The organism is Maricaulis sp. (genome assembly GCF_039978735.1).
Classification (GTDB): domain Bacteria; phylum Pseudomonadota; class Alphaproteobacteria; order Caulobacterales; family Maricaulaceae; genus Maricaulis.
In genome coordinates, this window is sequence record NZ_JBDWAS010000007.1 from 122,861 (window position 1) to 133,558 (window position 10,698).

At 66.0% G+C, this 10,698-nt stretch carries 10 protein-coding genes; 7 read left to right on the forward strand and 3 right to left on the reverse strand.

What is annotated here, in order from left to right:
- Position 1: 1 nt before the first annotated feature.
- The 4 genes from ABJO18_RS02475 (at position 2) to ABJO18_RS02490 (ending at position 5,255) form a co-directional block, all read left to right on the forward strand.
- Positions 2-598: a hypothetical protein gene (locus tag ABJO18_RS02475; protein WP_348509620.1), complete on the forward strand. Its 597-nt coding sequence runs from the start codon at positions 2-4 to the stop codon at positions 596-598.
- Positions 595-2,994 (forward strand): phenylalanine--tRNA ligase subunit beta, encoded by a 2,400-nt coding sequence (gene pheT, locus ABJO18_RS02480; RefSeq protein WP_348509621.1) that lies wholly within the window; start codon positions 595-597, stop codon positions 2,992-2,994. The genes ABJO18_RS02475 and pheT overlap by 4 nt, the downstream gene beginning before the upstream one ends.
- Before the next feature lie 201 nt (positions 2,995-3,195).
- A complete protein-coding gene (locus ABJO18_RS02485) occupies positions 3,196-4,605 on the forward strand; it encodes a peptidoglycan-binding protein (RefSeq protein ID WP_348509622.1) in 1,410 nt (469 codons plus the stop codon).
- A 35-nt stretch (positions 4,606-4,640) separates the two neighbouring features.
- Positions 4,641-5,255, forward strand: coding sequence for a hypothetical protein (locus ABJO18_RS02490; protein WP_348509623.1), 615 nt, complete (start codon positions 4,641-4,643; stop codon positions 5,253-5,255).
- A 73-nt stretch (positions 5,256-5,328) separates the two neighbouring features.
- Here ABJO18_RS02490 and ABJO18_RS02495 read toward each other — a convergent pair whose 3' ends face one another.
- Positions 5,329-5,964: a cation transporter gene (locus tag ABJO18_RS02495; protein WP_348509624.1), complete on the reverse strand. Its 636-nt coding sequence runs from the start codon at positions 5,962-5,964 to the stop codon at positions 5,329-5,331.
- Between the two features lie 71 nt (positions 5,965-6,035).
- On the opposite strand from ABJO18_RS02495, the gene ABJO18_RS02500 reads away from it, so the two are divergent.
- Entirely contained in the window at positions 6,036-6,455 is a 420-nt protein-coding gene (locus ABJO18_RS02500) for a helix-turn-helix domain-containing protein (RefSeq protein WP_348509625.1), read from the forward strand.
- 94 nt (positions 6,456-6,549) lie between these two features.
- On the forward strand, positions 6,550-7,050 hold the full coding sequence (locus ABJO18_RS02505; RefSeq protein WP_348509626.1) for a DUF4440 domain-containing protein: 501 nt from the start codon (positions 6,550-6,552) through the stop codon (positions 7,048-7,050).
- 6 nt (positions 7,051-7,056) lie between these two features.
- Here ABJO18_RS02505 and ABJO18_RS02510 read toward each other — a convergent pair whose 3' ends face one another.
- Both ABJO18_RS02510 and ABJO18_RS02515 read right to left on the reverse strand, forming a co-directional pair.
- On the reverse strand, positions 7,057-7,581 hold the full coding sequence (locus ABJO18_RS02510) for an N-acetyltransferase (RefSeq protein ID WP_348509627.1): 525 nt from the start codon (positions 7,579-7,581) through the stop codon (positions 7,057-7,059).
- Positions 7,582-7,595: 14 nt separating this feature from the next.
- The gene (locus ABJO18_RS02515) at positions 7,596-8,186 is read right to left on the reverse strand and encodes a DUF1134 domain-containing protein (protein WP_348509628.1); all 591 of its coding nucleotides are present in this window, start codon (positions 8,184-8,186) and stop codon (positions 7,596-7,598) included.
- A gap of 233 nt (positions 8,187-8,419) precedes the next feature.
- Here ABJO18_RS02515 and ABJO18_RS02520 point away from each other — a divergent pair, with 233 nt between their 5' ends.
- Positions 8,420-10,645, forward strand: coding sequence for a M3 family metallopeptidase (locus ABJO18_RS02520; protein WP_348509629.1), 2,226 nt, complete (start codon positions 8,420-8,422; stop codon positions 10,643-10,645).
- Positions 10,646-10,698: the final 53 nt, after the last annotated feature.

Sequence of the window (10,698 nt, forward strand, 5' to 3'; positions counted from 1 at the left end):
CATGTGGCGCTGGCTCTCCCATAACCACCAGACGCTGACGGCGGTCGGCGCGATGCTCGTGGGCATCGCGGCGCTGTTTGTCGCCTGGGACCAGGGGCGGGTGATGCGGGCGCAGCAGCACGGCGCCGTGGTGCCGGTGCTGCAGATCGACGGTTTCATGGTCACGCGGCCGGAAACCCGCTCGATCGGTCTGCGCGTCTATAATAACGGTGTCGGCCCGGCGATGATCGAGAGTGTCACCCTGCGCCGCGATGGCGTGGAAGTGCAGGGATTTGCGGAGCTGATGGCGGTTCTGCCGGCTGACCAGGACCGTTCCTGGGCCACCCTGGTCGGCCGCACGCTTGCGCCCGGCGGCGAGGTCGAGCCGATCATGATCCAGTGGCCGCGCGCCTCGCTGGAAGGCCCTGCCGTCAACGCGCTGCTGACCGAGTGGGAGCTCTGGCAGGTCGAGGCCTGCTACTGCTCGGTCTTCGACCGTTGCTGGACCACCCGGACGTCCAATGCCCGTCCTGTGCCCGCACGCCGTTGCGAGGCGCAGCAGGACGATGTTTTCCAAACTCTCGGATCCGTGCCTGACACGGAGGAGCCCGAACAATGAAATTCCCGCTTTCCTGGCTGAAATACCATCTCGAGACCGACGCCTCCCTGGAGGAGATCGCCGAGGCCATGACCATGGCCGGGCTGGAGATCGAGGAGATCGACAATCCGCTGGAAAAATTTGCGGATTTCTCGGTCTGCCATGTCATCGAGGCGGTGCAGCACCCCGATGCCGACAAGCTGCGGGTCTGCCGTGTGGCGACGAAGGACGGCGAGAAGCAGATCGTCTGTGGCGCGCCGAATGCCCGCACCGGCATGTATGCCGTCTATGCGCCGCTTGGGGCGTACATTCCGGGCCTCGACTTCGCGCTGGACAAGAAGCCGCGCAAGATCCGCGGCGTGGAAAGCCATGGCATGATGTGTTCGGCCCGCGAGCTGGAGCTGGGCGAGGATCATGACGGCATCATCGACCTGCCCGAGCCTTTCGAGGTCGGCACGCCGGCCGTGGTGGCGCTGGGCATGGCCGACCCGGTTATCGATTTCGAAGTGACGCCGAACCGGCCGGACTGGCTGGGCGTGCGCGGCATTGCCCGCGATCTCGCTGCCACCGGCATCGGCACGCTGAAAGCCCATGACATCGACAACATCCCCGGCAGCTTCCCCTGCCCGGTGACGGTCGAGCTCGACTGGCCGGAAGTCTGCCCGGTCTATGCCGGCCGCGTGATCCGCGGTGTGAAGAATGGCGAGAGCCCGGACTGGCTGAAAAAGGCGCTGAAGGCGATCGGCCTGCGTCCGATCAACTTCCTGGCCGATATTACCAACATGATCTCCTACGACCGTTGCCGGCCGCTCCATGTCTACGACATGGCCAAGCTGGACGGCCCGATCCGGGCGCGCCGCGGCAAGGGCGCGGCCGACCGGTTCGAGGCGCTGGACAACAAGGAATATGTGCCGGGCGAAGACCAGTGTGTCATCGCCGACGATGCGCGCTGCCTCGGTTTCGGCGGTGTCATCGGCGGCACCTATTCGGGCGTGTCCGAAGAGACCACCGATGTCTTCATCGAAAGCGCCTGGTTCGATCCGCAGACGACCCGCGCGACGGGCAAGGCGACGGGCATCGACTCGGACGCGAAATACCGTTTCGAGCGCGGCGTCGATCCGGCCTCGCCGCAGGCCGGTATCGAGCAGGCCACCGAACTGGTGCTGAAATACTGCGGCGGCGAGGCGTCCGAGACGATTGTCGTCGGTGAGACGCCAGCGCCGCCGGCCGATATCGAATTCCCGCTGGCCGAGGTGAAGCGCCTGACCGGGCTCGACCTGCCGCGCGAGGAAATCGTGCGCATTCTCGAAGCGCTCGGCTTTGCGCCCAAGGGTGGGGGCGATGTGCTGACGGTGGGCGTGCCCTCCTGGCGCATGGACTGCACCCAGAAGGCCGACCTCGTCGAGGAAGTCGCGCGCATCCACGGTTTCGACAAGCTGGACGCGCTCTCCCTGCCGCGCCCGCCCGTGCGCCGTGAAGCGCCGGCGACCGTCATGCAGCTGCGCGCCCGCTATGCCCGCCGGGCCCTCGCAGTTCGCGGCTATTCTGAAACCGTCACCTGGTCCTTCTGCGAGACGAAGCAGGCGGCCCTGTTCGGCGGCCATGGCGAAGGCCTGGCGCTGGAAAACCCGATCTCTTCCGAGCTGGACGTGATGCGTCCGACGGCGCTGATCCACCTGCTCACCGCGCTGCAGGCCAATGCCGATCGCGGCCAGGCCGATCCGCGCCTGTTCGAGGTGGGGCCGGTCTATCTTACCGACAAGCCGGACGGGCAGCGTCTCGTGGCGACCGGTGTGCGGCGTGTCGAGACCGGCCGTCACTGGGCCGGGACCCGCCTGCCCGACGTGTTCGATGCCAAGGCCGATGCGCTGGCCGCGCTGGCCGCCGCCGGTGCCCCGGCCGACAGCCTCCAGGTCGCGGCCGAGGCGCGGGAATGGTGGCATCCGGGCCGGTCCGGCGTGCTGCGTCTGGGGCCGAAGAATGTGCTGGCCGAGTTCGGCGAAATCCATCCCGGCATCCTCAAGGCGCTCGATATCGACGGACGCGTGCTCGCCTTCGAGATCGTGCTCGACAACATCCCGCAGCCCAAGAAGGCTTCCGGCCTGAAGGCGCGCGGCCAGCTGGACCGCGCCGAGCTTCTGCCGGTGCATCGCGACTTCGCCTTCCTCGTCGGCAAGGATGTCCCGGCGGACACACTGATCCGGGCGGCAAAGGGCGCGGACAAGGCCCTGATCGCTGACGTGACCGTGTTCGACGTCTATGACGGCAAGGGTGTGCCGGACGGCCAGGTCTCGCTGGCTCTCGAGGTCACCCTGCAGCCGCGCGAGAAAACGCTGACCGATGAAGAGATCGACGCCGTTGCGGCCGCGATTGTCTCCAAGGTCGAGAAGGCGTCCGGCGGGACATTGCGCGGCTGACCGGCCCGAACCCCCGTTTTACGAGAAAGTTTTACGCCGCTTTCTCCAAATAGGGGAAAGCGGCGTTTTCTTGTGCCGGGAGATCAGAAAAACAAAAATTCGCGCCTCGGGCGTATGGTCGCGGAACGCTACAGCCGCTAGTATGGTTAATGAAATCTTGCTAGCAGCAGAGGCAGTGGGGGCCTCGGAGAGGCGGACCGAATGCTTGAAAGAGTGACGGCCCTGCTGGCCCAGTCGGCGGCGACACTCCTTGTCGTCATCGGGCTTGTGGCCATTCTCGGCTTTACCCATTCGCGGGCCTATCGGGCCGGCTATTGTGCGACCCAGTATTGTTCCGACGAAGGCCGCAGCTGGTGGCCCTTCGGCCGTGATCGGGGCCGCCATTACAGCGGCCCGACCCGTGTGACGGCCGGTCCGCCGGACCGGACGCCGGGCAGTCCCTACAGCTCGGGCTATACCGACCATCCCGATGCGGGCAGTACGTCCTATTCGACGGGTACGCCCTACACAGAAAGCCCGGCCTATCCCTATGGCGAGACCGGCCCCACGGGCCTGCCGCTCTCGTCAAGCGTGACGGGCACCGGGGTCGTGGCAGGCACGCCGCGCTATCGCTATGGCGGGCCGGGCTTCGGCTTCCGGCCTGGCCGGCAGATCTGCGGCGTACGCGGTCCGGAGATCGAGGATGCCGATATTGCCCGCTGCTGGCTTCGCGTGGGTGATGCCTATCAGGCCGTCGGCCAGATCGAACGTGCCCGCGAGGCTTGGGACGAGGCTCTGCTGGTGGGATCGTCCGTCGGCGGCGCCCAGGCGTCCCTGGTCGCGCACCGCCGTCTCCAGGCCGCCATCCTCGAACGCTCCTGCCCGACCAGCCAGCGCAGTCTGGAACGCATCGCCTACGGCTTCAGCGCAACCGAGGATTCCGGCGATATCGTCGATCTCGACCTGCGCCAGCGGGCCCTGTCGGCGCTGGGCTATTACAATGGCGTGATCGACGGCACCTACGGTCCGATGACCCGCCGTTCAGTGCGCGACTTCCAGGGCGATATGGGCTTCGACCAGACCGGCGCGCTGACACCGGCCCAGACGGTGACGCTCGCCTGCCATGCCGCGCTGACCGCACGCGACACCGACGCCCAGAACCTGGTCGGCATCATGTTCGCGACCGGGCTGGGGCTGGAACAGAATATCGATACGGCGCTGGAATGGCTGGAGGAGGCCGCCGAGCGCGGTCATGGCGGCGCCAACTTCAACCTCGCCCTGATCTACGGCACCGGCACGGTGCAGGGCAGCTACCGGCTGTGCGGCATCGTTGAAAGCCCTGAACGCGCCGACAGCTATCTGCGCCGCGCGGCCGATCTCGGCCATGACCGGGCGATTGCCCTGCGGCGCTTCGCCGGCCGGTCCGAAGCTCCCGCCGAGCGCTGGTCGCGGATATCCGACCAGCTGCTGCGTGAGGCCGAGCGCAATGGCGATCGCTTCTATCTGGCCTGGCAGAGGCGGGTCGACGAAATGCGCCGTGCCAACGGCCAGCAGCTCGACCAGCCCGGCTGCTACCAGGCCGCACTCGACGGCACCCGCACCGCCCAGGGCGGCAGCGGCACCCGGCGCTGAGGCCGGCCATGCGAACTGACGAGAGGAAAAGTGCAATGAAAAAGGCGGCAGTCCTGCTCCTCGCGGCCACGGCCCTTTCGGCCTGTGGTCACGGCTATTCCGGACATCACGGCCCGTCGGCGCCCTATATCCCGCCGCCGCCCGATCACTTCCGGCCGATCGACACGGTCAGCCCCGCCATTGCCATGTGCGAGGTCGACACGCTGGCGGAACAGCGCCTGGCGATGCTGGAGGAGGTGCATGGCTATCGCGAGGCGATCCGTGCCGAGCCGGGGCGCCGTTCCGACATGGCCGATACCGAGACCCAGGAAATCATCGCCGCATTCGAGACCGATCTCGACGCGTCCTACCGTTTCGCCACCGCCTCCTGCCGAACCTATAATCGCTGCCTGGAAGAGAACCGCTTTGCTGAAGCTGCCTGCCAGGACTCCGCGGCGATGTGGCATGACGGGCAGGACCGGTTCCACGACCTGTCAGAACGCCTGTCCCTCGTGCGCGAACGGATCGCCTCGGACTGCAATGACTGCCGCCCGGAGCACTGGCGTGACCGCGACCGCCATGGACGCCGCGATCACGGGCACCGCCGGGATCATCGTCACCATGACCGCGACGATCTGATGGGTTCGGTTTTCTCGACCAGCGATCACTAAAGCATTTCCAGCGAAAACGGGAACCGGTTTCGCGGTCCGAAAATGCGACCACAGAAGACTCACGCGGCGGGCGCTATTCGCCGGGGGCCGCGTGAGCCGTCGCGTGGCGCCGTTCCGCCAGCGCCCGGGACAGGATCTGCATCGCCGACCAGACGAACAGCCCGGCCATGCCGGCCGCGACAATCACGTCGGGCCAGTGCGTGCCGGTGAAGGCGACCAGGCCGGCCGAACCGAACACGGCGATATTGCCGATCGCATCATTGCGCGAGCACAGCCAGACCGACCGGACATTGGCGTCACCCTCGCGCCAGCGCATCAGGATCACGACGCTGGCCAGATTGGCGGCCAGGGCGAGAATGGCGATCGAGCCCATCACGGTGGCGTCCGGTTCCGTCTCGAAGACGGCGCGGTAGATCGCCAGCGCCAGGATAAAGCCGCCCATCACGAACAGGCTGCCCGCCTTCACCAGTGCGGCATTCGCCCGCCAGATCAGTGGCTTGCCGATCACCCAGAGCGACAGGCCATAGGTCGCGGCATCGCCGATAAAATCCAGCGCGTCGGCCTTCAGCGCCTGCGAGCGGGCGGCGGCACCGGCGAGCATCTCGACGGCGAACATGCCGGCATTGATCGCAATCACGATCCACAACGCGCGGCGGAACGCGCGTGACGTGCCGTCGAATTCCTCATTGTGGCAGCATCCCGCCGACATGGGCGTCTCCTGACTTGTCACCTGTCGATTCGAACCCTAATTCCTATAGCGACTAGAGGTTCAAGGCGAAAATGACAGATCTTTCCATCGGCCGTCTGGCCACGCTCTCGGGTGTGAAAGTCCCGACCATTCGTTACTACGAGTCCATCGGCATGCTCGACGCACCGCCGCGCTCGCCGGGCGGGCAGCGGCGGTATGGCGAGGATCATCTGGAACAATTGCGCTTCATCCGCCATGGCCGCGATCTGGGCTTCGGCCTGGACGATCTGCGCGCGCTGCAGGATCTCTCCGCCCGGCCGGACCGGCCCTGCGAGGAGGCCGACGGCATTGCCCGCAAGCAGCTGGCCGAGGTCGAGCGCCGCATTGCCGGGCTGGAAGCCGTCAGGCGCGAGCTTGAGCGTATGGTGGAGCGCTGCTCGCACGGTGTGGTCGACGAATGCCGGGTGATCCAGACCCTGTCCGATCACGGCATGTGCGCCGGGGAGCATTAACGCCTCGAAAGCGGGATGCCGGCTGATGCATTCCCGCTTGCCGGCACGGTGGAAGGGGCGCCTGCTCACGGCAGCCAAGAAGGGAAAACCATCCATGTTCCACCGAGTTGTTGCCCCGGTTCTGTGTCTGGCGTTGACGACGTCCGCGGCGCTGGCCGAAAGCCGGTCCGAGCCGGAGCTCGAGACCCTGTTCGCCGATCTGGACCGGCAGTTGTTCGAAGTGGTGTTCAACGATTGCGATCTCGACGCGGCGGCCGCACTGGTCGCAGAGGATCTGGAATTCTACCACGACCAGGGCGGTGCCACCCACAGCCGCGAGGCCTTCCTGGGCAATGTCGAACGGAATATCTGCAGTCGCGAGGAACCTTTGCGCCGCGATCTGGTTCCCGGCAGCATGCGGATCGAGCCGCTGCGGTCCGGCGGCGAGCTTTACGGCGTGATCCAGTTCGGAGCGCACACTTTCACGATCCTGCATGACGATGGCAGCGAGACCCTGAGCGGACAGGCGGACTTTGCCAATCTCTGGCTGCTCGGCGACGACGGAGACTGGGTGCTGTCGCGTGTTCTCAGCTACGCCCACCGCGCTCCGGACTGATCCGTCTCACACCGTCTCGAAAGCCGGATGATAGTGGACCCGGCAGGGCCCGGCGGCGGGATCGGCCGGGCGGTCGCCCAGGGCGAGGCGCTGGAAAGCGTCGGCGTACTCGCCTTCGGGATCCCCGCTCCAGTACCAATCCATTTGCGCCGCGGGCGCGAAACCGAAGCGGCTGTAATAGGCCGGGTCGCCCAGCACGACACACCAGGGCACGCCCAGCGTGCGCAGATAATCCAGCCCGGCATTGATCAGTGCCTCGCCGATGCCGCGCTTCTGGTGTTCCGGCGTCACCGCCACGGGCACCAGGCCGACGCCATAGGCCTGGGAGCCGTTCGCGGCGATCGCCGTGACCGGCGAAAACATCACCGTGCCCACGACCCGTTCATGATCCTCGGCGACGAGTTCCAGCGTGTCGGCATCGGCCGCGCGCAGGGTGACAACGAGCTGGGCTTCGGCGGGCGTCGGGAAGGCCGCTTTCAGAACGGCATCGACCCCGGCGTGATCGCCGGGGTCGCAGCTGCGGATCTGCATCGTGCCGGCGCTCCCTAGAAGGGCAGCCAGGCCCGGCGGCGCGAATAGGCCAGATAGCCCACATTCGCACCGGCGCGCAGGCCGACACCCGAACGGATCGGAGCGAGGGTGACATCGTCGGCGCGCTGATAGTTCACGCCCATGCCGGCGATCAGATAGGCCGAGCCCTCCACGCCGGGATAGCGCTGGAAGAGGCGGTCGGGATCGTCCAGATTATAGACCAGCACGAAAACCCGGCTGGCATTGCCGCCAGTGTCGAAACCGATCGACGGGCCGCGCCAGTAGACCTTTTCGCGCACGCCGTTCTTCATGGTGAGATAGCCTTCGCCATAGCGCAGGCCCACACCGACCGCACCGGCGACTTCCTCGCCGGCGACATAGCCGACCGGCCGGCCCAGATCGGAAAAGACGCGCTCGAGCACGCTGGCCGCAGCTTCGGCGGTGACACCGAAAAAGTCGGATACGGCATCGACGAGCTCGTCCTGGGAATAGGTGTCGACGGGTTCGGAATACTGGCTCGGCTGTCCGTATTCGGGATCCTGGGCCAGAGCCGGGCCGGCCACGCCGAGGGCGAGACTGGCGGCAATCGTCAACAGGGCACGCATGGGCATCTCCGTTCAGATCTGCGGTCCCGCCGAATGTGGTGACCGAATAGGGCGAGACAGCGGCGAAACGCTTTACGTCCGGTTAAGTTGCACAGGGATGCTGACAGCGCAGGCAGCACGTTTTGCCGATCACCAAGGCTGCGGCAGCGATGCAAGATGGTGAATTCTTCATTTTTACGAAAGGCGCGCACCCGTTAGGCTGCCGGCTGAATTTCTTCTTGGGGAGACCAGACATGCGCAAGATTCTCATGCTCACGGCCAGCGCGGCGGCAATTTTCGTTGCCGCCTGCGCGCCGCAGGGTGCCGACACTGAAAACGAGACCGTGACAAGCGAGCAGGCCCAGCCGGAAACCGCCGCCAACACGGCTGCGGAAACCGAAACGGCTGCGGCCGACAATCCGCTCCTGGCGGAATGGACCGGCCCCTATGGCGGCGTGCCGGATTTCCAGTCGGCGAGCCTGGACGATCTGGTCCCGGCGCTCGAGGCGGGCATGGCGCAGAACCTCGCCGAGATCGATGCCATCACGGCCAATCCGGAACCGGCGACCTTCGAGAACACGATCGTGGCGATGGAGCGGTCCGGTGACGCGCTCGGCCGCGTCTTCTCCTACTGGGGCATCTGGTCGTCCAACATGTCCTCGCCGGAATTCCGCGCGATCCAGGCCGAGATGGCACCGCGCCTGTCGGCCTTCTCCTCGCAGATCACGCAGAACCAGGAATTGTTCGCCCGCGTCCGCGCCGTCTATGAAGGCGAGGAAATGGCGACCCTGCGTCCGGACCAGCAGCGTGTCGTGCAGCTGACCTATGACGGTTTCGCCCGCAATGGTGCCACGCTGGAAGGTGAGGCCGCCGAGCGCTATGCCGCGATCAACCAGCGCCTGGCCGAACTGCACACGGCCTTCTCCAACAACGTGCTGCACGACGAGGAAAACTACGTCACCTATCTCAGCGCCGATCAGCTGTCGGGTCTGCCGCAGGGCTTCATCGATGCCGCTGCTGCTGCCGCAACCACCCGCGGCCGCGAAGGCGAGTACGCGATCACCAATACGCGCTCCTCGATGGATCCCTTCCTGACCTTCTCCGACGAGCGCGATCTGCGCGAACAGGTCTGGCGGAATTATTACAGCCGCGGTGACAATGGCGGCGAGTACGACAACAACGCCATCATCATGGAGATCCTCGAACTGCGCGACGAGCGCGTCGAGCTTCTGGGCTATGACAATTACGCCCAGTGGCGTCTGGAAGACCGCATGGCGGGCAATCCGGAGAACGCCATGGGCCTGATGGTTCCGGTCTGGCAGGCCGCTGTCGGCCGCATCGAGGAAGAAGTCGCAGACATGCAGGCCCTGGCCGACGAGCGTGGCGACGACATCACCATCCAGCCCTGGGACTATCGCTATTATGCGGAGAAGGTCCGTCAGGCCCGCTACGAGCTCGACAGCGACGAGGTGAAGCAATACCTGCAGCTGGATAATCTGCGCGAAGGCATGTTCTACGTCGCCGGCGAACTGTTCGGCTTCGAATTCCGGGCCCTGCCGGAAGGCGAGGTCTCGGTCTGGCATCCCACCGTGCGCGTGTGGGAAGTGACCGACCGCGAGAGCGGCGAGAATATCGGCCTGTGGTATCTCGACCCCTATGCCCGCCAGGGCAAGCGTTCGGGCGCGTGGGCGAATTCCTTCCGCTCGCACACCACGTTCGATGGCGAGGAAAACGTGCTCGCCACCAACAATTCCAACTTCATCGAACCGGCCCCGGGCCAGCCTGTCCTGGTGTCCTGGGACGATGCGACGACCTTCTTCCACGAATTCGGCCACGCCCTGCACTACCTGTCCTCGAACGTCGCCTATCCGACGCTCAATGGCGGTGTGCGCGACTACACCGAATTCCAGTCGCAGCTGCTCGAGCGCTGGCTGATGACCGATCCGGTGATCGAGAATTATCTGGTGCATGTGGAGACCGGCGAGCCGATCCCGCAGGAGCTGATCGAGCGCATCCGCGCGGCGGCCAATTTCAACCAGGGCTTCTCGACCGGCGAGTATCTGGCCTCGGCGCTGATGGACATGGTCTATCACACCACGCCGCCGGAAGAGATCGGCGATCCGGACACGTTCGAGCGCGAGACCCTGGCCGAGCTGGGCATGCCCGACGAGATCGTCATGCGTCACCGTTCGCCGCACTTCGGTCACGTCTTCTCCGGTGAAGGCTATTCGGCCGGCTATTACGGCTATATGTGGGCCGATGTGCTGACCTCCGACGCTGCCGAGGCCTTCGAGGACGCTCCGGGCGGTTACTATGATCCGGAAGTGGCCGGCCGTCTGGTCGACTATCTCTTTGCCCCGCGCAACGCCATCGACCCGGCCGACGCCTACCGCCAGTTCCGCGGCCGCGACGCCGACCCGGCCGCCCTGATGCGCGACCGCGGCTTCCCGGTCCCCGAAGGCATGGGCGACACCGAATAGGCTCCTGCCTGTTCGACAAGTGACAAACGGCCGGCGGAACCCTCCGCCGGCCG

Excerpts from the sequence above, each read along its gene's own strand:
- ABJO18_RS02515 (WP_348509628.1), bottom strand. The coding sequence starts at position 8,186 with ATGCGTGCCCTGTTGACGATTGCCGCCAGTCTCGCCCTCGGCGTGGCC.
- ABJO18_RS02490 (WP_348509623.1), top strand. The coding sequence starts at position 4,641 with ATGAAAAAGGCGGCAGTCCTGCTCCTCGCGGCCACGGCCCTTTCGGCC.
- ABJO18_RS02510 (WP_348509627.1), bottom strand. The coding sequence starts at position 7,581 with ATGCAGATCCGCAGCTGCGACCCCGGCGATCACGCCGGGGTCGATGCC.
- ABJO18_RS02475 (WP_348509620.1), top strand. The coding sequence starts at position 2 with ATGTGGCGCTGGCTCTCCCATAACCACCAGACGCTGACGGCGGTCGGC.
- ABJO18_RS02485 (WP_348509622.1), top strand. The coding sequence starts at position 3,196 with ATGCTTGAAAGAGTGACGGCCCTGCTGGCCCAGTCGGCGGCGACACTC.
- ABJO18_RS02505 (WP_348509626.1), top strand. The coding sequence starts at position 6,550 with ATGTTCCACCGAGTTGTTGCCCCGGTTCTGTGTCTGGCGTTGACGACG.
- ABJO18_RS02500 (WP_348509625.1), top strand. The coding sequence starts at position 6,036 with ATGACAGATCTTTCCATCGGCCGTCTGGCCACGCTCTCGGGTGTGAAA.
- ABJO18_RS02495 (WP_348509624.1), bottom strand. The coding sequence starts at position 5,964 with ATGTCGGCGGGATGCTGCCACAATGAGGAATTCGACGGCACGTCACGC.
- ABJO18_RS02520 (WP_348509629.1), top strand. The coding sequence starts at position 8,420 with ATGCGCAAGATTCTCATGCTCACGGCCAGCGCGGCGGCAATTTTCGTT.
- pheT (WP_348509621.1), top strand. The coding sequence starts at position 595 with ATGAAATTCCCGCTTTCCTGGCTGAAATACCATCTCGAGACCGACGCC.